This window comes from Chrysiogenes arsenatis DSM 11915 (assembly GCF_000469585.1).
GTDB classification, from domain to species: Bacteria; Chrysiogenota; Chrysiogenetes; order Chrysiogenales; family Chrysiogenaceae; genus Chrysiogenes; species Chrysiogenes arsenatis.
The window spans coordinates 1-19,895 of record NZ_AWNK01000018.1 but is presented as its reverse complement, the minus strand read 5'-3'; the positions used below and the strand labels follow the sequence as shown (position 1 = coordinate 19,895).

General features: G+C 50.5%; 34 protein-coding genes and 1 tRNA gene. 20 read left to right on the top strand and 15 right to left on the bottom strand.

Annotated elements, in window-relative coordinates; genetic code table 11:
• Positions 1-805, top strand: an 805-nt coding sequence (locus P304_RS0110960; protein WP_027390561.1) for an IS256 family transposase, incomplete at its 5' end; no start/stop codon positions are given.
• 13 nt (positions 806-818) lie between these two features.
• On the opposite strand, the gene P304_RS0110955 is transcribed toward P304_RS0110960, so the two are convergent.
• The 15 genes from P304_RS0110955 to P304_RS0110880 form a co-directional block, all read right to left on the bottom strand.
• A complete protein-coding gene (locus P304_RS0110955) occupies positions 819-1,178 on the bottom strand; it encodes a 3'-5' exonuclease (RefSeq protein WP_269077616.1) in 360 nt (119 codons plus the stop codon).
• Between the two features lie 16 nt (positions 1,179-1,194).
• Positions 1,195-1,347, bottom strand: a complete 153-nt coding sequence (locus P304_RS17120) for a hypothetical protein (protein WP_160165065.1) — start codon at positions 1,345-1,347, stop codon at positions 1,195-1,197.
• Between the two features lie 23 nt (positions 1,348-1,370).
• A complete protein-coding gene (locus P304_RS15300) occupies positions 1,371-2,486 on the bottom strand; it encodes a hypothetical protein (RefSeq protein ID WP_051321628.1) in 1,116 nt (371 codons plus the stop codon).
• Between the two features lie 10 nt (positions 2,487-2,496).
• Positions 2,497-3,192 (bottom strand): hypothetical protein, encoded by a 696-nt coding sequence (locus P304_RS0110940; RefSeq protein ID WP_027390559.1) that lies wholly within the window; start codon positions 3,190-3,192, stop codon positions 2,497-2,499.
• On the bottom strand, positions 3,185-3,766 hold the full coding sequence (locus tag P304_RS0110935) for a PD-(D/E)XK nuclease family protein (RefSeq protein ID WP_027390558.1): 582 nt from the start codon (positions 3,764-3,766) through the stop codon (positions 3,185-3,187). The genes P304_RS0110940 and P304_RS0110935 overlap by 8 nt, the downstream gene beginning before the upstream one ends.
• A complete protein-coding gene (locus tag P304_RS0110930) occupies positions 3,763-4,008 on the bottom strand; it encodes a hypothetical protein (protein ID WP_027390557.1) in 246 nt (81 codons plus the stop codon). Before P304_RS0110930 ends, P304_RS0110935 begins: the two co-directional genes overlap by 4 nt.
• 11 nt (positions 4,009-4,019) lie before the next feature.
• The gene (locus P304_RS17480) at positions 4,020-4,145 is read right to left on the bottom strand and encodes a hypothetical protein (protein WP_269077615.1); all 126 of its coding nucleotides are present in this window, start codon (positions 4,143-4,145) and stop codon (positions 4,020-4,022) included.
• Entirely contained in the window at positions 4,142-4,312 is a 171-nt protein-coding gene (locus P304_RS17115) for a hypothetical protein (protein WP_160165064.1), read from the bottom strand. The genes P304_RS17480 and P304_RS17115 overlap by 4 nt, the downstream gene beginning before the upstream one ends.
• Positions 4,309-4,500 carry a hypothetical protein gene (locus P304_RS0110915; RefSeq protein WP_027390556.1) on the bottom strand — a complete coding sequence of 64 codons (192 nt, stop codon included), beginning with the start codon at positions 4,498-4,500 and terminating at the stop codon, positions 4,309-4,311. The genes P304_RS17115 and P304_RS0110915 overlap by 4 nt, the downstream gene beginning before the upstream one ends.
• A 61-nt stretch (positions 4,501-4,561) precedes the next feature.
• Complete coding sequence (locus P304_RS0110910) at positions 4,562-4,834, bottom strand: hypothetical protein (RefSeq protein ID WP_027390555.1); 273 nt, start codon at positions 4,832-4,834, stop codon at positions 4,562-4,564.
• Between the two features lie 87 nt (positions 4,835-4,921).
• Positions 4,922-4,997, bottom strand: a tRNA-Ile gene (locus tag P304_RS0110905).
• A 491-nt stretch (positions 4,998-5,488) separates the two neighbouring features.
• Positions 5,489-5,917, bottom strand: coding sequence for a Gp49 family protein (locus tag P304_RS0110900; protein ID WP_027390554.1), 429 nt, complete (start codon positions 5,915-5,917; stop codon positions 5,489-5,491).
• A gap of 350 nt (positions 5,918-6,267) precedes the next feature.
• Complete coding sequence (locus P304_RS15295) at positions 6,268-6,774, bottom strand: hypothetical protein (protein WP_051321627.1); 507 nt, start codon at positions 6,772-6,774, stop codon at positions 6,268-6,270.
• Positions 6,771-7,706: a hypothetical protein gene (locus P304_RS0110885; protein WP_027390552.1), complete on the bottom strand. Its 936-nt coding sequence runs from the start codon at positions 7,704-7,706 to the stop codon at positions 6,771-6,773. Before P304_RS0110885 ends, P304_RS15295 begins: the two co-directional genes overlap by 4 nt.
• A gap of 72 nt (positions 7,707-7,778) precedes the next feature.
• Positions 7,779-8,453, bottom strand: coding sequence for a LexA family transcriptional regulator (locus tag P304_RS0110880; protein ID WP_027390551.1), 675 nt, complete (start codon positions 8,451-8,453; stop codon positions 7,779-7,781).
• A 116-nt stretch (positions 8,454-8,569) separates the two neighbouring features.
• Between P304_RS0110880 and P304_RS0110875 the strand changes: the two genes are divergently transcribed.
• From P304_RS0110875 to P304_RS15265, 19 genes are all read left to right on the top strand, one after another.
• Positions 8,570-8,779 carry a transcriptional regulator gene (locus P304_RS0110875; protein ID WP_027390550.1) on the top strand — a complete coding sequence of 70 codons (210 nt, stop codon included), beginning with the start codon at positions 8,570-8,572 and terminating at the stop codon, positions 8,777-8,779.
• 56 nt (positions 8,780-8,835) lie between these two features.
• Entirely contained in the window at positions 8,836-9,033 is a 198-nt protein-coding gene (locus tag P304_RS0110870) for a hypothetical protein (RefSeq protein WP_027390549.1), read from the top strand.
• Positions 9,030-9,491: a single-stranded DNA-binding protein gene (locus P304_RS0110865; protein WP_027390548.1), complete on the top strand. Its 462-nt coding sequence runs from the start codon at positions 9,030-9,032 to the stop codon at positions 9,489-9,491. Before P304_RS0110870 ends, P304_RS0110865 begins: the two co-directional genes overlap by 4 nt.
• 9 nt (positions 9,492-9,500) lie before the next feature.
• Positions 9,501-10,421: a hypothetical protein gene (locus tag P304_RS17110; RefSeq protein ID WP_051321626.1), complete on the top strand. Its 921-nt coding sequence runs from the start codon at positions 9,501-9,503 to the stop codon at positions 10,419-10,421.
• Positions 10,415-10,978 (top strand): hypothetical protein, encoded by a 564-nt coding sequence (locus P304_RS0110855; protein ID WP_027390547.1) that lies wholly within the window; start codon positions 10,415-10,417, stop codon positions 10,976-10,978. The genes P304_RS17110 and P304_RS0110855 overlap by 7 nt, the downstream gene beginning before the upstream one ends.
• The gene (locus tag P304_RS17105; RefSeq protein WP_160165063.1) at positions 10,965-11,171 is read left to right on the top strand and encodes a hypothetical protein; all 207 of its coding nucleotides are present in this window, start codon (positions 10,965-10,967) and stop codon (positions 11,169-11,171) included. The genes P304_RS0110855 and P304_RS17105 overlap by 14 nt, the downstream gene beginning before the upstream one ends.
• Before the next feature lie 39 nt (positions 11,172-11,210).
• Positions 11,211-11,606 carry a DUF1064 domain-containing protein gene (locus P304_RS0110850; RefSeq protein ID WP_201766962.1) on the top strand — a complete coding sequence of 132 codons (396 nt, stop codon included), beginning with the start codon at positions 11,211-11,213 and terminating at the stop codon, positions 11,604-11,606.
• The gene (locus P304_RS17100) at positions 11,603-11,788 is read left to right on the top strand and encodes a hypothetical protein (protein WP_027390545.1); all 186 of its coding nucleotides are present in this window, start codon (positions 11,603-11,605) and stop codon (positions 11,786-11,788) included. Before P304_RS0110850 ends, P304_RS17100 begins: the two co-directional genes overlap by 4 nt.
• Positions 11,778-11,921 carry a hypothetical protein gene (locus P304_RS16725; RefSeq protein ID WP_160165062.1) on the top strand — a complete coding sequence of 48 codons (144 nt, stop codon included), beginning with the start codon at positions 11,778-11,780 and terminating at the stop codon, positions 11,919-11,921. Before P304_RS17100 ends, P304_RS16725 begins: the two co-directional genes overlap by 11 nt.
• 264 nt (positions 11,922-12,185) lie before the next feature.
• Positions 12,186-12,590, top strand: coding sequence for a DUF1353 domain-containing protein (locus P304_RS16315; protein ID WP_160165061.1), 405 nt, complete (start codon positions 12,186-12,188; stop codon positions 12,588-12,590).
• Complete coding sequence (locus tag P304_RS0110835) at positions 12,568-12,759, top strand: hypothetical protein (RefSeq protein ID WP_027390544.1); 192 nt, start codon at positions 12,568-12,570, stop codon at positions 12,757-12,759. The genes P304_RS16315 and P304_RS0110835 overlap by 23 nt, the downstream gene beginning before the upstream one ends.
• Positions 12,759-13,025, top strand: a complete 267-nt coding sequence (locus P304_RS0110830) for a hypothetical protein (protein ID WP_027390543.1) — start codon at positions 12,759-12,761, stop codon at positions 13,023-13,025. The genes P304_RS0110835 and P304_RS0110830 overlap by 1 nt, the downstream gene beginning before the upstream one ends.
• On the top strand, positions 13,022-13,573 hold the full coding sequence (locus tag P304_RS0110825) for a glycoside hydrolase family 108 protein (RefSeq protein ID WP_027390542.1): 552 nt from the start codon (positions 13,022-13,024) through the stop codon (positions 13,571-13,573). The genes P304_RS0110830 and P304_RS0110825 overlap by 4 nt, the downstream gene beginning before the upstream one ends.
• Positions 13,546-14,163 (top strand): hypothetical protein, encoded by a 618-nt coding sequence (locus tag P304_RS16310; protein ID WP_152514539.1) that lies wholly within the window; start codon positions 13,546-13,548, stop codon positions 14,161-14,163. Before P304_RS0110825 ends, P304_RS16310 begins: the two co-directional genes overlap by 28 nt.
• On the top strand, positions 14,160-15,620 hold the full coding sequence (locus tag P304_RS15275; RefSeq protein ID WP_051321622.1) for a terminase large subunit domain-containing protein: 1,461 nt from the start codon (positions 14,160-14,162) through the stop codon (positions 15,618-15,620). The genes P304_RS16310 and P304_RS15275 overlap by 4 nt, the downstream gene beginning before the upstream one ends.
• Before the next feature lie 10 nt (positions 15,621-15,630).
• Positions 15,631-17,742: a portal protein gene (locus P304_RS15270; protein WP_034765304.1), complete on the top strand. Its 2,112-nt coding sequence runs from the start codon at positions 15,631-15,633 to the stop codon at positions 17,740-17,742.
• Positions 17,732-17,896 (top strand): hypothetical protein, encoded by a 165-nt coding sequence (locus P304_RS17095; protein WP_160165060.1) that lies wholly within the window; start codon positions 17,732-17,734, stop codon positions 17,894-17,896. Before P304_RS15270 ends, P304_RS17095 begins: the two co-directional genes overlap by 11 nt.
• A 26-nt stretch (positions 17,897-17,922) precedes the next feature.
• Positions 17,923-19,440: an IS21 family transposase gene (gene istA, locus P304_RS0110800; RefSeq protein ID WP_084417684.1), complete on the top strand. Its 1,518-nt coding sequence runs from the start codon at positions 17,923-17,925 to the stop codon at positions 19,438-19,440.
• On the top strand, positions 19,431-19,892 hold the full coding sequence (locus P304_RS15265; RefSeq protein ID WP_051321621.1) for an ATP-binding protein: 462 nt from the start codon (positions 19,431-19,433) through the stop codon (positions 19,890-19,892). The genes istA and P304_RS15265 overlap by 10 nt, the downstream gene beginning before the upstream one ends.
• The last annotated feature ends 3 nt before the right edge of the window (positions 19,893-19,895 follow it).

Here is a 19,895-nt window from a genome sequence, read left to right as displayed (position 1 = left end):
CTTAATATCCCAAGTAACCGATGCTGTGATTGACGATGTGAAATCATGGCAAAACCGTCCCCTTGATGAAGTTTACCCCATTGTTTATCTGGATGCTATCAGGGTGAAAGGGAGACAAGGCGGACACATTATCAACAAAGCAGTGTATCTCGCGTTGGCTGTCACCATGGAGGGACAAAAGGAAGTTCTTGGCATGTGGATCGCGGAAAATGAAGGGGCAAAGTTCTGGCTTAGTATTCTTAACGGACTACAAAACCGTGGAGTTAAGGATATTTTCATAGCTTGCGTTGACGGCTTAAAAGGGTTCCCAGAAGCTATAGAAGCCGCTTATCCGAACACCCAAGTGCAAACCTGCATTGTGCATATGGTCAGACATAGCTTGAATTTTGTGGCATGGAAAGAGCGCAAACAGATGGCCGCCGACTTGAAAGAAATTTATGCCGCGCCAACAGAAGAGCAGGCGCGGAGGAATCTTGAACAATTTGAAACAAAATGGGATGCCACTCATCCAATGGTCAGCCAATCATGGCGCCGCAACTGGGAGCGAATAATCCCATTTTTCAACTATCCGCCCGATATCAGAAAGGCAATCTACACCACCAATGCCATTGAATCATTAAACCACTCGCTGCGCAAGGTAACCAAGAACCGTGGAGCATTTCCCGACGACGAAGCAATATTCAAGCTCTTTTATATGGCGTTACGCAATATTTCAAAGAAGTGGACAATGCCGATCAGAGACTGGAAAGCGGCTCTTAATCAGTTCTGTATTTTCTTTGAGGGGAGGGTGCCAATGCAAAATTGATGTCTTCCGCTACTTACACAAAATTATTGACAGACCCCCAACTGATAACCCCGCAATCGTATGGAGCGTTATGTATGACAATTTGTGTCTCAAGATCACACACTGGTGGCTCAAGATCACACACTGAAAGGTAAAGTTCGTGAAGCTCTTTAAGAGTATCAATCATATCCACGCCGTCGCGGTCAATGTCCTCCTGCGTAATCCCATTTACTTGCAAAACATCAGGTGGAATTTTCATGCCAGGTTTAATCAAGCGATTTACACGGCCAATCTCATTGCCATTTTCATCGGTAGCAAGTGCGGCGATTTCCAAAACTCTTGATCCAGGCTCTACCCCTGTTGTCTCTGTGTCTAAAAATATGTAACAGTTCATCATTAATTCACCTTCCTTATGCTTCCATGAGCGCAATACCGCGCGCTTCACATTCAAATTCAACATCGAATCGTAGGGATTCGCGCTTGTCGTGCTCCTCCCTGTCAACCGAATCGTCTCGGAATTTTCTCAGCAGCAGTTCGAGCAATTGTAGTTCTTGATCAATCATGGTTTACTTCCTTTCGGCGCCATTTATGGCAATCTTTTCTGTGCTTGCGTCCAAAAATCGGTGAACGCTTGGCTGTTTTCAGCAGCGGCACAGCGCACCTGATCCGGTTCGCATTTGTAATGCTTGGCGATATCGTTGATGAATTTGTTGAGGTAGTCCATTTTTTCGACAGGGAAATTCTCAGCATCGAGATACTCATTGAACTTCTGGAGGAGTTCTTCGGTCACGGCCTGCTCTGCGAGTTTGTTTTCCTCGCCATTATTGGCAGGGGGAGGCGTCTTGTCTTTTTTGCCGCTCGGCTTTTCGCCTGAACTCGGTTCATTTTCCGGTTCTTTGGGGGTGATATAATCAGCCCACCGAGCTTCGCCGGATTTGATAGTCTGATAGATGCCACGCAAGTCCTGCCGCTCGGTATCCACGATCTGAGCAATCGGTTTTCCGATGTACTCCTCAATATCGGATGGTTTCACGCCAAGCTCTGCAAACGCATCGAGTATTTTGCGAGTGGCATCCTTTGGGTCTTTTGCGTCGCGGTTGGCGAGCGTTTTAATCGCAATTTCAATGGCTTCGTCGATGATATCAGACGGAATCAGCCGGAGTCCTTCGTTGCGGATAATTTTACTGATTTGAGCAGCTTCTTTATTGGCCAGTTCGTCTTCAGTCGCTTTGACTATATACACTTTCCCGCCGTTTGTATTTGTGCGCTCGCCAACGACTTCGCGGCCTTTGTTATTGCTACGCTCCACGGTTTTATTAAGCTGAAATTCACGGCCAAAGGTGGCGTTGGTTTCAAGATCGATCACGGTGACTTTAACGCGGCGCACTCGGTCGTCTTCGTAAACGGTTTGCGTTTCGGCGTGGATATTTCCCCATTCACGAATGGCGGCCTCGGCAAATCGGATCGAAGCGCCTTTGATAATGGAATTGCCGACGGGTTTACGAAACTCTACCCGCTCGGCGAATTGTGGGCGGCGGCAACAAGCAAGGATATTTTGCCGCGCCACTTCTACGTCTCGCGGACGCTGGTAAGCCATAATGTACGCGGCTTGGATTCGTGCTTTAACTGATTCAGCAGCGGCAATGGCAGCAGGGTCGGTGATGGTCATTTGTGCATGTTGGCGTTGTGGTAGCATTTCCATGGTGGTCTCCTTATGCGGTTCTGAGTTTAATTTCGGTGGTTTCTTCGATGGTGAGCCCTGGGATATTGCGGATGCCGCTTCTGATAGCTTGATTGACTTTCTTTTCATCGACTATTAAAAATTCGAGGGGTACTTGAGTTAAGTCTGCTACTCCTTTATAGCGGAAGACCTTCTGTGTGTGAGAGCTGCCGCTGTCGGTACGGGTGACGGTGGGCGCTTGTGGTGCGATTGTGGTTTGAAGTTGCACGGTTTCGACTCCGGCATCCTTGGCTTCTTCGTCAAGTTTACGCTGGAGTTCTTCTTGCGCTTTACGGGCTGCCTCCTGAGCTTTGCGGGTTTCGAGTTCGCGGCGGGTTAGGTAGGCACTCATTTTCTGTTTCAAGTCGCGCTCTATGGCATCGAGACGATCAGTAAATGACTTGGCAAAATTATTTACCGCTTTGACGTACTCGTTCGGCTCTTGCACGTACTCTTTGCGAAGGGAATCAATGGCTTTGCCGATTTTTTTTGCCTGCGTTGCCATCGCGGTGGCTTGCTCTTGCGCCTCTTCATTTTCAATCTGGTGTGCGGTGGCGGTTTTCGTCATAGCGTCGATCTGCTCGCTGAACGCCTGAATTTTATTTTTAGCAGGCGTCAGGTCGAAGGGATTTGCTGCGGCTTTAGTTTGTGATTCTTGCGATTCTTCTGCGATGGGAATGTCAAACATGGAGTGCTCCTTTTATGGGGTTGAAATAGTGATGCAGCGCGAGGGCGTTCATAAATGCCGCCATGTGGCGTGGCTGCTGGTGGTATTCGGTGACGCGAGCGGGTCGTCCTTCGCGGTTAAGCTGTACGACAAGGTGGCGCTCTGTCTGATAATTGCGGACTGCAAGGTGCGAATAGGCGGCCAGTTGTAGCGGCCATGTGCGCGATTGGCTCACGGCTGTTTTGTAGTCAATAACGGTTTTGCATTCGTCGCCGTAAAGGGTGGCAATCAGATCAGGCTGGCCAGAAAACTGAAGGGCGTCGTCGATCATCCGCTCCTCGACGGCGTGAATCGTTTGCACGGCGGTGTCGAACCATTGCCGGAAACTGCGGACGTATCCGGCAAGCTCTGCGGGGATACTTTTGGGCGGAAATCCCATTGCGATAGCAGCACAAATATCATGCACTGCTGTGCCGCGCTCGCAGGCAGCTTCCAGCACGCTTTCGCGTATCATGGAAAAGTCTGTCCACGGTGCCAGGATTTCCGTCACTCGCGGCGGTGGATTGGGGAGTGTGTTTTGTGGTACGTTTGTCATGCTATTCCTGTGTGGTGTAGCGTTTGCCCCACTGGGTATGCTTGGCGGCGTCCGGTGGGGTTTTGTTGTTTATCGGACTGGTTTCTGACGCTTTCGGCTTTGATGTAATAGCGGCTTTCGGGGTAGTTTTTCTGTGCTACTTCTAAAGCAAGCCACAATTCTTGCTCCGTGTTAATCACGTCTACAAGCACCTTCGGATTACCGTTGTGATCTTTCTTGAAAACTCGGATAGTGTGTTGCATATAACCCCCTTTCACTCAGGCAATCTCAGAGATCCCCTTCCATCACGGAACAGGCGCATAAAAAACAAACAGGCCTCGATTGCCAGCACCGCACCGATGCCGCAAGCGAAGCCTGCAAGGAAAAACATTCCGCTCATTCAATCCCCCTTGCTTCTGGGTAAATCGCCAGTGTGCGCGGGTTGACGCGGTACACGCTGCCAGAAATGCGTGCGTAGTACGTGGCCTCGGTCAGCCAGACCCGTTCGACGGGCAAGCCTTCGAGCGACAGAAATCCCCTGAGCATGTCAATGTTTCGACTCTTCATCTGATACCCCCTAAATTCCTCGTGCCGATAAAGTCGGCTGTGTGATTGACTGCAGCGCGTTCGATATCGCGAATGCGGCGGCTGAATGTGTAGATGCCTGAAATTTCCGCTAACTCTGATTGCAGCCGCTCGCGAGCGCGTTTCAGAAGCATGTCATTCTCCCACTTAATGATCGTTTCGATTCGCATAGTACCTCCTGAAAACAAAAATCCCCGCCGGAATGGGGCGGGGTGTGGTGTGGATTGGTGGTTAGGCTTCCATGACCTGCCGCATTTCTGCCGCCGTCACGTACACAGTCCGCTTCGTGTTTGGCACTATCACGGAAAGTAGCCCTTTCTCCGGTCCTCGTTTTGCCATACGGAACTCCGCGCCGGTCACGCGCATCACGTCACTGGCTATCGGGTCATCACCCATCCATGCGGCGTGGTACAGCCGGAAATTATCGGGCACGTTGCCGATCTTTTGCAGCGCAATCTTGCCGAAAGGCTGCTCTTCAAAAATTCTTGCGCTCATATCAGTCATTTCAGCCTCCAAGCCTAACCACAGCGTCGAGCAGACGCGGGAAAGTTAGGCGGTTTTCGTTAAGTGTCGTGGCCGCGCTGCTCACGCTGGCCGATCGTGCAGGGATCGAACCTTCGACAGCTCGGTTATGAGCCAAGTACTCTACCAACTGAGTTAACGATCCAAACTGCGGAGCGAGTACGGATACCCCATAGCAATTATGTAGCCCGTACTCGCCCCGCTCCAAAAAGCAGCCCCGTATATCGCAACGGCGCAACCGCGCTTACTATTTCGTCGCCGCGCTCAAGCAAGATTGCGCTGGTGCCGAACCGTCTTATTTAGACTCGCACACGATTCCGCGAGTGATGTTTGATTGTGATTGTACGCCTCCCCTATTAGCCAATACCATGTCGTACTTTCCTCTGGATTCCGCACGGTATCTGAAACTAATATGCTTGCGTCTTGTGCTAATCACTCCACACAATAAAACATCTTGAAACGGTCTTGTGGCCGGTCGCTACTCCGGCTCTGCTGGCATCCCCTGTGAGTCGCGAAGGCACCGGACTGATTACCGGTCGCTTATCGCGCCTTATCCAGCTTGTCACTCATCAGCGTGTCTGCTTTCCACGCCGCACAAAACCCCTTCAAGATGGGCACTCCGAAGAGTGCCGATATTTACTGATTACCGTTTTTCGCTGATGCCAGCAAAAAACCAAGATGATTCCAGACTTGCGCCTGTATCTTTTTGAGCGCAATATCTCTACCGATTTGCTCGTTATAGTTTGCCGGATCAACACACGCTGCTTCCGCAACGACAGTAAATCCATTGCGAAGCGTAGCCATAACAACAGTATGGTTCCCCATGCGTGTTGTCTCGGTTTTCACAATGAAGTCATCAACTATTCTCTGTGTTACACGCGTGGGGTCGTTACCCTGCATCAGATAAGCAGATTCGAAAACGTCTTTCGGGCTCCAGCTTTCATATTGCGTTCCGTCTGGTTGCGGATAGAGCACAGTGTAACCGTCTCGCTCCTGATAATTGCATGGGTACGCTTGTACTTGTTTGGCGCCGATATAGTACGGTGCTGGTCGTTTTTCGCCCATTACTCTTTCACCTCATGTTTTTTTTGCGCGTCAAAAACGCACACAAAACCCGCCCGAAAGCGGGTGAAATCTGCGTTCTTCTCCCCTTTTGTCTCTCTCCTGCGGGCTGGGCTGAATGCCCTCTTAATCTCGGTTTTCACGGAATCCCGGAGCACTTGCCGCGCAATGCGCGACTTCGTGGCGTGAGCTGCGACCTCACGGCTTAGGGGTATGTGTGGGGTGCCTCCCCATTGGTAATGAGCATGGGGAGTATTTAAGGGAAACTTAAAGAATAGTCAACAGAAATTTTTAGTTTTCCTTAAAGCCGTGCTTAAAAAAAATCCCGCCGGGTGGCGGGAGGGGGATGATAACTATTTGCTGTCAGTATCGGGGGGAATACCCTCTGCTAGTCTGCGATACTCAATAACAGCGTCTATGCGTTCGTGCTGGATTCGCATCAGTGAACCTGGAAGCCGCAAGGATAAGATAAAAGCGAAGACAGCAAAAAACAAAAATACGCGCTCTACCCAAATCCTTATAGAGTAATGCGTTGTAGGAATAAGTAGTGCAATAAATATGCAAGCAAGGGTTATAAGGTACAGAACGAACATCCACTTATGCCGAGCAAGGCGGTTAGAAAGTGTTTTACGGTGAGCCTCCGCTATTCTCCATGTGCCAGGCGGCAAGAGGGCGGGGTCGCCAAGCAGGGCAATGATTGCCACCAAGAAACCCGCAAGGACTGAAAAAACGGTCACAATAACATTCATGGCGTTGCTATTCTCATGAATTAGCGGCTGCCCGTAGTATGAAGCAGCGATAGCCAATACAAAAGAAACCGCCGTGAAAGTGACTTTTTTCCAGTCTAGTTGCTGTTTCATTGTGATAGCGTCCCATCCCTTTGTAGTTTATTCATGTACGCCAGTACCGCGTTCATGACGTCATTATATACCACCGTGTTCCCCTCTAACCGCAACTGAACCTTTTCACTAACGCGCATCTGGCGAGCACTCAGGTGATTGCCCTTTCCTGTGACAATTTTAAAGCCATCATCTTCGGGTTCGTCCGCTACGATCTTTTTTGCAATGTCTGCCACCCGACTTGCTGCCGTCAACTTGCTCTCTTTTTTCCGTGAGTCAAAAGAGATAGTAACACATACATTCAGGTTTTCAATCCCATTTGGGGTAACATCAGACGCAAACATTCCCCGAATCTCTTGCGCAAGGGAACCGAATAACTTCCTTTGGACGGTTGTCCTTTCTATATGCTCAACACTGGCGGAATACAGTGCTCCGCTGAGTTCGATCTCTTTTACCCCTTCGCGATTCAATATCCTAAGATTATCTGTATTTACAATAGGATCAACCGTGTAACTCTTGGCAAGCTCGTGCTGATCCACCCTCAGCAGAACAGAAGACAGGTACGATGTTGCAATAGATTCGTGCACTCCGCTCGGACACAGTATGACGTGGTTATTTTTAATCAACACAAAAATATCCCCGCTCAGGTAGTCGTGTCCGTCGGGCGGAGGACATACACTCAGGTCAGTTGCTGGGCTTTGCGGTGACGGCTGCGGAATAATAGACGTTGGCTGGTTAGGCCTGTAGAGGCCGATATGTAAAAAGATGCCACCATTCTCTGCTAAAAAATACTTCAGCCCTTGGATCTTTCCGAGCCGATGCGGAAATGTTCTGTTTTCAGTGTTTGGTAGCTTTTGATGTGCGTCCGTGATGATTCGTTCGAGATCATTGGACTGCGATCCACTCCAAACAGCCCGACGATAGAACAGTGTGCGTGTGCATGATAGTGACATGCTTCCCCCCTTATTATTTTGGTCATCTTGTACCCATCCTGAATCGCGTCACTCATTCCCCCCTCCCCCTTCTCATATCCTCGTCGATTGTTTGTGCATAACCTCGCCAATAATTTCTATATTCTGCGATTCTTCTGCCGTGAACTGCCGCGTGGGGTGATCTTTATTGTCGCTTTGCACTTCAAGGCCACCACCGGGGCGCTTAAAGAGGCGCTTGACAGATACTTCGTCCTCAATGCGAATTACATACACATGGCTGCTTTTCACATCACGTCGGCTGGTGTCGATAGTCAGGCTATCGCCCTCATTGATTCCAGGTGCCATGCTGTTGCCGTGGGCGTAGACGACGCGAACATTGTCTGGATTCATACCCATTTTCTTCAGCCATGACAGGCGAAAACTTTGTGGCTCATCCTGTTCGCATTCGTCATATACGACGATGCCATTGCCAGCAGATACGCGAATGTCGCACCGCGCGACAAACACGAAGTCGTCCGTGAGTTCACTTGGATGCTCCCACGGGACAATGGGTGCGCCAAATGATGGGTTCTCTCCGTGGTTCAGCCAAACAGGTGACACGTTGTATATTTTTGCCGCTGCTTCTAATGCTTTCTTGCGTGGTGCGGTTGTTCCGCTTTCCCATTGATGCACGGCAGAGGGAGATAAATTTAATTTTTTTGCTGCCTCGCTGAGGTTTAATCCAGCGTTTTCTCGTGCCAGCTTGAGTCGCGTTGCTACGGTTTCCATTGTGTCCTCCTCGTTAATAGTATTAAGGAAACCTTAAAACCTCAATATAAGTAATACTGAAAATCTCCTTGCTTTTTCTTTAAGTTTAACTTAATAGATTTAAGAGGAGGTGCCACATGGAAGCACTCGATAAGGTTTTCAAAATTACTGGTTCAAAATCTGCCCTTGCGCGGCTCTTGGATATCTCGCCTGCTGCTATTTCTCAGTGGGATAAGGTTCCATTGCCGCACTGCTTTACCATCGAAAAGATCACGAACGGTCAGGTGCGTTGCGAAGAGTTGCGCCCTGATATTGATTGGTCTGTCCTGCGCCAGCCCTCTGCCTGAAAAAGTAGTCGGCTGGCCTTTTTTGTCCGTAAATGTCGTGTAAACAAGGGGTAAACATGGATAAAAAACTTGAATGCTTAAACATCCGCATGTCTGACGTGCAGCGAAAACGGCTGCGCGACTTCCGCGACCGAAACTCGCCGGAGCTTTCAGAGTCGGAAACGGTGCGGTTATTGGTAGAGGTTGGCATGAGCGAGTTTGAGCGGCGCGGTGCGCTGGCAATTCTGGCAGGAATGATGGAGGTGCATGAGTGAGTAGTTTTAACAAAATCATCCTACTGGGCAATTTGACCCGCGATCCTGAATTGCGGTTTATACCGTCCGGCGCGGCAGTGGCGACGTTTGGCCTCGCTGTGAACAATCCCCGTGTCGAAAATGAGGTGATGTTTATTGATGTCACGGTCTGGAATAAACCAGCGGAAAACTGTGCGAAGTATCTGACGAAAGGGAACACGATTCTCATTGAAGGTCGCCTATCTATGGAGTCGTGGGAAGACAAGCAAACAGGGCAGAAAAGAAGCAAGCACAAAATCGTTGCAGAATCGGTGCAGTTCATCCGCACAGGCAAGGGCGGTAATCAGTCGGCACCGGACGAAGCGAATGCACCGCATGAAGCGCCACCGTTCGATCAACCACCACACCACATGCCACGTTCAGCACCAAACTACCCTGCGTCGCCGTCAGATATGCCGGATGATGATATTCCGTTCTAGGGGGAAATAATGTCACGCATACGAACAATTAAGCCAGAATTTTGGAAGCATGAGGATTTAAGCGCCTTGCCAGCAGATACGCACATGCTGGCTGCGGCATTACTGAATTTTGCGGATGACGAGGGGTACTTCAACGCAAATCCGAGGCTGGTAAAAGCCGAGTGCTTACCGCTCCGTGAGGACTCAGTGAGTATTCACGAATCACTCAGTGAGTTGTCACGCGTAGGGTTCATACATCTCGGTGAGGGCTCAGACGGCAAGCAGTACGGGCGCATTGTGAAGTTCAAAGAACACCAACGCATAAATCGGCCAACAAAAAGCAAAATCGCTGATATCGCAATAGTTTGGAACGACTCAGTGAGCACTCACACACAACTCACTGAGGACTCACAGACGGAAAGGAAAGGAAAGGAAGGGAAAGGAAAGGAAGGGAAAGGAGAGAGGGAGAGCGCGCGCGAGAAAATTCCCGACACTCCTGAGCCTCCTCCTCCGGTGGAGTCTGTCACCTCTCTCCCTCGCTCAGAAACCCCCGTTCAGAAAATTCCCCAGTGGGAGCCGTCGCCTCATGCCGGACGTCAGCCGTATGGCGATGCAGGGGCGGTACGGCTGACGGATACGGAGCGGGATGCGCTGATTAAAATCCACGGCACGGAGAAATTCACGCAGGCAGCAAACGATATGGGGAGCTACATGCTTGCGCATGGCAAGCAGTACCAGAGCCACTATCACGCATTGATTCGCTGGTTGCAAAACGAGAAAAACTTTGCGCCGAAGCAGGGTGAGAAGCGAGAGCGAAAGCTCGGTACCGTGGATGAGGCATGGGTGGAGAAAATGAATAAAAAAATGGGCATTACAAGCGATCCACCGCTTGAGTCGGCAAATCGAGAGACGAGGATTGCAGCGTTCGGGAGCGAGGTGACGCGATGTTGACTCCGGTAAATTTCAACAAGGGGACTACTAAGCTCGAAGCGGCGTTTGACAAGGAAATACCGCAAGCTCAGGTTGACCTCTGGTACTCAAAGCTCATCGAGAAGCGGATTGACGATGCGACGTTCAGCGCGGCGATTGAAATCCTGATCGAGTCAGAAACGTACCTGCCACGGCTCAACAAGGTGCTGGCGGCCTGTGTGACGGCAGCGGAACAGATTGCGCGGGATAGCGCGAAGCCGTTTGCTCACGAGATCGACCGTGATCGGCAATGCGCGATTTGTGGCGGCTCAGGCTGGGTGGCGTATTCGAGAAAAACAGACCTGTACGCCTGTGGCACGGTGGCTGTGAGTGCGCCATGCACTTGTTCTGCGCGGCAGAACTTCAACGTACCGAGCGTGATGGATAGCGGTGTGATCGATGGGATTCGGCAGAATATGCACTCAAAACGGCATGACGGCATGTTTGATTTAGCTGGCCATAATCCTCCGAAGTCGTCTCCGGTCAACGTGGGAGCGTTCGCTCGGTCGCTGGCGAATGTTGATTATGAGCTGTTCTGATGCTGGCCTGACGAGCGATCCGGCGGAAAACCGGAGAAGGTTTCCGTGGGTAGCAGAAGCGGTTGATGCGATGAGGGCGGCGGGAATATCGGTAAAAGTGGTCAGTGTTGGGCGGTGCAACACGGTCAGAAACGAGCGGAAAGGCGTCGGAATCGAAAGAAAATCTATATGGCAATACCGAGGCAAGGGATAGGGTAATTTTACGGAAATAGACGGCAAAAATGGGGGTGTCATGGGAAGTTCTAGGATGTCAGCAGCGGAGTACCGGGCTATTGCGGGGAAGTCGCTCAAGAAGGCAAAAGGGAAAACGAAAAAGCGTATTCCGGGTGAAATGAACTCGCTGGAATATCGTTATTCGCAACGATTGGACGCTATGAAAATTGCTGGCGAGATTGCGGACTATGCGTTTGAGCGAATCACGTTAAAGCTGGCGAATCGCACGACATACACGCCGGACTTTATGGTGATGACGAACGACGGTTTTATTGAATTTCACGAAACGAAAGGCTTTATGCGCGATGATGCCAACGTGAAGCTCAAAGTGGCAGCTAATGCGTTCCCGTGGTTTGACTTTTACTTAGTCAAGGAATCTAAGGGAATTTTTGACATAAAGGCTGTGAGTGCATGAGCGCGGCCATTTTGCTCGCAACATATCTGCCGATTTCACCGAGGGCGGCACACTTGCTGATTGAAGAAATCAAAGATGAGATTAAAAAAGAGTTAGAGGAGGCGGCTAACGATGGTGGTATTCAAGCGGAAATTACTACTCTCTCCGCGGGAAGCGGCGGAAAAGCTCAGCATGTCGGTTGATAAAATTCGACGATTATGCGCTGACGGTCGGTTGATTGGTGTCGATGTCGGCAGGGGAACGAAATATCGCATTATGCGCTATGAGGTTTCAGAAATTGAGCGATACATCGAAGAAAATAGGCAAAGCCACTGATTAGCTCAGGGGCGTAGATAGTTACTTGATTGCGCCAATTTTTTTGAAAATCTCGGCATAGGTAGCGTCGCTATACCCTCCAGTCCAAAAGCGGCGGATTTTATAAGTATTTATCTGATTTATTCAAAAATCCGGCAAATGTGCGCAAATCCGGCAGATTCGTTTTGTGATTCAAGCGAAAGGACTTATTTTTAATGGGATAAAAGCGGTACGCACTGGCTGGTACGCAGCATGGTACGCACTGCGCACTGGGGGGGGGGCGATATGTTTTATGGGGAAATTGAGTATCGAAAAATAAATGCTAAAAACCACGCGCTCACGGCACCGCTAGTGTGGCGCGATGATGTGGGTTTGATACGAGTTAAAAAAGGTTTTACGTTTGATGGCGCGAGTATTCCACGTGCGCTGTGGTCGTTGGTCGGGTCGCCGTTCACAGGCGATTATACTCGTGCTGCATGCCTACACGATGCGCTCTATGCGTCCGAGTTGCTCAGTCGCCACGCGGCTGATCTGTTGTTTTTCCAAGCGATGCTATCAGATGGGGTTCGGTATTCAAAAGCGGCAGTGATGTACTGCGCTGTGCGCGTTGGCGGCTGGTTCGTCTGGCGCAAGCATACGCCAAAATCAATAAAAGAGGGGTGCAAATATGTTGAGATTACTACTCGTTAGTGCGCTGGCGCTGGCGCTTTCAGGGTGTTACACGGCGAAATTACTGAATCTCGGGGTGTCGAGTTATTGCTCGATTGTCGAGCCTACTGAGCGCGATGTGATACGCGCCGCAATCAATAAGGAACTCGATCCGCACACGGTACGCATTGAGTGCGCAATGGTGCAGTGATGGAAGTCTGGCAGATCGTCCTCAGCGTGCTCGCGCTGGCCGGTGGAGCATTTGGATTTATTTGGATGGTTGTCAACAAAATCGACCAATTCATCCAGAAGCTCATTACTCGCATTGATGCTATGGCAAAAGAGATAAGCGAATTACGGCTGGAAATGGCGAAGAACCAAGCGGCACACGAAAAAGAGTTAAGGCTGCAATTCGATGACCTGAATAGAAACGGTTGCATGCGGTTCAATAACTGCAAGGTCGGGGGGAGTCAGTGAGCGATAAACGCATCGAGCACATTATTGATTCGATTATTGCTGTCGAGGGCGGGTACGTTAATGATCCAAACGACCGAGGCGGCGAGACGAATTTTGGCATCACTATAGCAGTCGCTCGTGCGAACGGCTATCACGGTGCAATGATTGACATGCCCGTGTCGTTTGCGCGTGACGTTTATTACAAGCGGTACGTCGTGGCTCCGAAATTCGATTCGGTGGCCGTTATTGATGCCGAAATTGGATATGAGTTGATAGATACGGGCGTGAACATGGGGACAGCGACGGCGTCGCTATTTTTGCAACGCTGGTTGAATGGTTTTCGTTCGCAACGGGCTCCGTATGGTGAGTTGTTTATTGATGGGGTGTTGGGGAGTATATCCCTCGATGCGCTGAAACAGTTTTTAGGATGGCGCGGTAAATCTGGGAAAACAGCGCTATTACGTGGCCTGAACGGTGTTCAGTCGGTGCGCTATCTCGAAATCACTGAGCGAGATAAAAGCCAACGGGATTTTCTATTTGGATGGATCGTAAACCGCGTGGTGATGTAATGGCAAGGCTGCAAGCAAATTACGATTGGGAATCTATCGAACTGGCGTACCGCGCTGGCGTGATGAGCCTGCGTGCGATTGCTCAGAAGTTCGGTTGCGCCGAAAGCGCAATTCGCAAGCGTGCAAATAGGGAAGGCTGGTCACGCGATCTATCGGCAAGGGTCAAGCAGCAAGCAGTCGCCATACTCGCAGAGGCAGAAGCGGCAGCACTCGCAGACGATAGCGAAAAGAAGTTATCAGAGCGCGAAGTGGTGCAAGCGTCGGCGCAGGTGATCGTCGAGATCGTCAGCCAGCATCGCTCACAGATTCGTGATTTGCGCGATAAAATCAAAACTCTCATTGATAGTATGGATGAAATGGATAACGAGGGAAAGCCACGGCTGAATCAATATGAAAAGCTCAACACTATCTCGCAATGCACAGCGGCATTTGATCGTCTCGTGAAGCTGGAGCGGCAGGCGTATCGTATGGATGAAGTGGAAGCCAGCAATCCAAACTCATGCCCCGATGACATTAGTAGTATGACTACAAACGAGTTGCGCGAATATGTGTCGCGGGTCACAGGCGTAATCATGGGCGGTGCGTCGTGAATGCGCTGTTGAAGCTGGCACATGCTGCACGTGAACTGGAACGGCGCAAGCGGTACGCCAAGATCGACTTTATGTATCCAGAAGAGGGAAAGCTCTCGCGCCACGCCTATTTCAAGCACATGGAGTTTTACGCGGCAGGGGCGAAGTACCGCGAACGGGCGATCATCGCAGGGAACCGCGTCGGTAAAACTGAGCTTGGCGCGTGCGAGACGGTCTATCACATGACTGGTCGGTATCCGGCATGGTGGCAGGGTCGCAGATTTAGCGAGCAAGTGAGCGTATGGGCGGCAGGCGACACGACGCAGACAGTGCGCGACATTATGCAGCACAAGCTCCTCGGTGATATTGGCGATATTGGTTCAGGTTTGATACCCAAGGATTTCATTATTCCCGATTCTATCAAGCGGAAAGCTGGTTCTGTTCCTGATGCGATTGAGTCATTCGCTGTACGTCATGTCAGCGGTGGATTGAGTCGCCTCACATTTAAGTCATTTGACCAAAAGCGTTTATCGTTTCAAGGGACGCACAAGGATTGGATTTGGCTGGATGAAGAATGCCCAATGGATGTGTACGGCGAGTGTGTCATGCGGACGATGGACACGGGCGGGGCGAATGGCGCGGGGATGATCGGTTTGACGTTCACACCGCTTTCCGGTTTGACGGAGGTGGTACTGCAATTCCTACCTGGGGGAAGGATGCCGGACGGCGAGCCTGAGCGGTTTGTGGTTATGGCGGGGTGGGATGATGCACCGCATTTGAGCGAGTACGAGAAAGAGGAGCTACTAAAAGCCACGCCTCCATATCTGCGGAATGCGCGGTCAAAGGGTTTGCCACAACTCGGTTCAGGGGCAATCTACCCCATCGACGAGGAGGTTATCCGCGTTACCGATTTTGCTATCCCTGAGCACTGGCCGAGAGCGTATGCGCTCGATGTTGGCTGGAATAATACGGCGGCACTGTGGGGCGCATGGGACAGAGATAATGGGGATATTCTCTATCTCACGAACGAGTATAAGCAGGGGCAGTGCGAGCCAGCGGTACACGCGGCGGCGATACGGGCAAGGGGCGAGTGGATTCCCGGCGTGATCGACCCAGCAGCACGGGGCAGGAACCAGAAGGACGGCACGAAGCTGATTGAAGAATACGAGACTGCTGGGTTGAATTTGGTGCCAGCGGAAAACACGGTGGAGGCTGGGCTGTTTACGGTGTACCGCATGATGACTGAGGGGCGTCTGAGGGTATTTGGCTCACTGTCGCAGTGGTTTAACGAGTTCCGCACGTATCACAGGGATAAAGATGGCAAGGTTATTAAAACGAACGACCACTTGATGGATGACACTCGCTATCTGGTTATGTCGGGTTACGGAGTGGCAAAGGTTCACGATCCACGTCCAAAATGGCAGGCAAACAGACTCGCGGCGCACCACGCTAAGGGTTTCAGTCACATGGCTCAATAGGGGGAGAGAAGTGGCCACGAAAAAAAAACAGAAGCAAAAACAGGATGATAGAACGCTCGCACAGGATATATGGAGGCGATACCAACATGGTCGCGTTCGTGGGCATGATCAGTATGTGCGCGAGGCGAAGCGGCTGGAGGATTTCTACCTCGGTGGAGGTCGGCAGTGGTCGGAGAAAGACAGGCAGGCGGTAGAGGCGTCAGGCCGCCCATGCGTCGAGATCAACAAGATTTTTCCTGCTGTCAATACAGCTATAGGCGAACAACTTGGCGCGAAAGTGGACATTGCGTTCCGTCCGCGCAATATAGAAACGAGCGATGAGCTGGCGACAACGCTGACAAAGTTGGCGAAATACACGCAGGATGAAATAAAGCTGCAATGGCTCGAATCGCAGATGTTCGCCGATGGGATGATTCAGCGTCGTGGGTTCATTGAGATGTATATGGATTTCACCGAAAATGCTTTCGGTGTTTTGGCAGCGCGAGACCTTGATCCGCTTGATGTGGTTATTGATCCGAACGCCAATGGATATGATCCATCAACTTGGGGCGAGGTAATGATCCTGCGCTGGTACACGCTCGATGAGATTCGCATGTATTTCGGCGAGAAGAAAGCAGATGAAGTCGAGCAGGCCGGAGAGCCGGAGGATAGCGAAGATGAGGCGGAAGAGCGCAATTCGTTTGGTGAAAACAAGGATGAGTACCTGAGTAGTAGCGGCTCAACATGGAAAGAGGGCGGTGTCACTCGCTACATGGCGATTGATCGTCAGTATGTGAAACTGGAGCGATGCGATGTTTTGATCAATCCCAAGACAGGGCAGATAGAGGTTGCCGAGCGATACACGCCGACTGAGCGCGAAAGAATGCTGGCACAAGGGTTTATTGCTGCATCGCGCATGATGAAGCGGATTCGGTGGTCGGTATCAACAAGAGCAGTCATGTTGCACGACGAGTGGAGTCCATACCGGACGCTCTCGATCCTGCCGTTCTTTCCGTATTTCCGTCGCGGCAAATCCGCAGGGATGGTTGATAATGCGGTATCACCACAAGAAGTGCTGAATAAATCTAAGTCTCAGGCGCTGCATATTGTCAACACCACGGCCAATAGTGGATGGATGCTCGAAGATGGTTCGCTGGTGAATATGTCGCCGGAGGACTTGGAATCACAGGGCGCAAAAACAGGGCTGGTCGTCACGTACAAGAAAGGTTCGCAAAAGCCAGAAAAAATTCAGCCTAACAGCGTGCCGCAGGGCGTAACGAACATTGCCAACGAGGCCGATTTGGCAATCAAAGAGATTACGGGGATGAGCGATGCACAGCAGGGATTGCAGGGCAACGAGGTTTCCGGCGTAGCGATTCAGTCGAAACAGTGGCAAGGGAAGACGCAGCTCGGCGGCGTTATCCATAACCTGGCACGTACACGCAATCTGATTGCACAAAAGATGCTGGAGTTGTTCCAAGATTTCTACACGGAAGAGCGGGTATTCATGATCGCCAACAATGCCGATCCCGGCGGCAAGGTCACATACGAACCACTGGAGATCAACAAGCGTATGCCTGATGGGGTTGTGGCGAATAATATTTCCGTTGGCGAGTATCAGATCATTATCGGCGAGAAGCCAGTTGCCACCACGTTTGAGGATACGGAGTTTAATCACGCCATGGAAATGCGGCGCGAGGGCGTGCCAATTCCTGACTCATTCATCATTGAAACGTCATCACTGGCGAAAAAGCGGGAGGTTATCGAAGCACTCAATAATCAAGCTGAGGCTACTGATCCGCTCAACGATGCGAAGGTTCGCCAAATCGATGCACAGGCTGAGAAAACAAGGGCTGACGCTGTGGCGAAGTCGGTTGAGGCGCAATACTCGGCGATGCAGTCGGCGATGGTGATTGCTGGTATGCCGCAGGTGGTTCCTGTAGCCGACGCGTTGCTGCTCTCGGCAGGATTTCAGGATAAAGATCAGGCGCCAATTGTTCCGCAAATTGCGGGAGACATGGGTGGTCAAATGATAGATGCACCACAAAACACGAACCCACTCACTCCGGCGAATCCGGGTGTTGGTATAAATCAGGGTATTCGAACCCCTGAAAACGATGGAGGAGGAATCAATGGGTACTAAGGCAGCAGCGTTGAGCGAGGATAAGAAATGGAGAGCCGAGGATGATATGCGGACACTCATGCGTGCGTCAGAAATTCGCAAAGACCCTGTTGGGCGACAATTACCTTGTCCTCCTGACGACAATTACCTTGGCCGCATGAGTGGACTACACTGACGAAATATTCATCAAGGAGTATTTCGTTGTCCTACAAACCCATCACTCATCAGCAAAGGATGCTTTACATGCAACATCGCAACAAGGGACAAACGCAAACACTCAGCGCAGCAAAAGCAGGCATGAGTACGAGAACAGCACGCCGACTTGATCAAGCACCTCCAGACACAACACCACATGTGCGCCCATGGCGCACGCGTCATGATCCGCTTAGTTCAGTATGGGATTCAGAACTTCTTCCTTTACTGCAAGATAAGCCTGAATTATCCGGTCTGACATTGTGGGAGTATCTCGACGATAAATATCCTGGGGAGTATCCATCTTGTCTTTTGCGGACCATTCAGCGTCGGGTAAAGTTTTTTCGGGCAACACAGGGAAACGCAAAGGAAGCTATCTTTCGGCAGGATGTTCCTTTTGGCCGGATGGGGTTATCAGATTTTTCACACCCAAACGACGCTATTACATTACGCAAGGAGCCATTTGCGCATTTACTCTACCAGTTCCGACTTGCGTCCAGTGGTTGGCGGTACGCTCAAGTAATTCAAGGCGGCGAGAGTTACAGCGCGCTTGCGGATGGATTGCAAAATGCGTTCAGCCGCTTGGGTGGTTGTCCGATAGAGCACCGCACCGACAGCTTAAGTGCGGCATTCAATAATGCTTCCGAGCAAGAAGAACTTACGCGCAATTACAAAGCCCTCTGTGAGCATTACGGAATTGAAGCCTCTCGCAATAACAAGGGAGTTTCTCACGAGAATGGTGCAATTGAGACCGCACACCGCTCGCTGAAACACCGTATTTCTCAAGGATTACGCTTACGTGGCAGCTCTGACTTTCAAAGCATTAAGGAGTATCAGCAATTTATTGAACGTTGCATTGCCAGACTTAACGAGCAAACGCGAAACCTTTGGCAAGAGGAAATGACGCACTTGCAACCATTACCGAACAGCAGATTCATGGATTATACCGTTCATAGCGTCAAGGTGACACGCAGTTCAACGATTGATATCAAGCGGGTAACGTACAGTGTGCCATCACGCTTGATCGGCAGCACCCTTTGTGCGCACCTTTCTCATGATACGTTGCGGCTTTATTTAGCACAAACAGAAGTGCTTTGCTTACCACGGGTTTATGCATCAAAAAAGATGCGTGCGCGTCGCATTGATTATCGCCATGTCATTAATTCACTAGCAGCAAAGCCGCAAGCCTTCCGCTTTAGCGTATTGCGTGACGATCTGCTGCCGAATGATGATTACAAAGAACTTTGGGCGATAGTTGATCAGCAACTCCAATCACGGGAAGCCTGCAAATGGATTGTCGGCGTACTCAAGATTGCATCTACCCACACCACGCCTGATCTCTTTGGGAAAACGCTTTTAGGGCAAGGACGCAATCAAACTTTGCCAAGCCTACAACAGCTGCATTCGCAGTATTTGCCGACAGAAACACAACAGATGGAAGTGTCGCAACACTCGCTGGATTCGTACGATCAATTTATTACCGGCGCATACCAGCAAGACAGAAGGAACCACGAACTATGCAACTAATAGACGGCATGCTCAAAGAGTTGCGTCTGAGCGGATTCAAACAGCACCTATCATCATTGCAGGATCAGGCACTAGAGAATAGTTGGAGCTACAGCGAATTTCTTAGCCATCTGTGCGAACGTGAAATTGCTAATCGTTTCCAGACGCGGGTGAGTAATTGGCGCCGCGAAAGCAGCCTCAATAATGCGAAAAATCTGACAAATTTATCATTAGAAAACTATCCACGGGAGGTTATGCAAACCATACGACAATTACAACAGTCCACCGACTGGGTTGATGGTGCCAATAACATACTCTTCTTTGGCCCTTCCGGTGTCGGCAAGTCACATATTGCAAACGCGTTAGGGTTGCACCTTATCGACCAAGGGGTACGCGTCAAGGCATTGAGTGCCGTGAGCCTCGTTCAGCAACTCCAGACAGCGAAAACGCATTGGATCTTATTGGATTTATGAGCA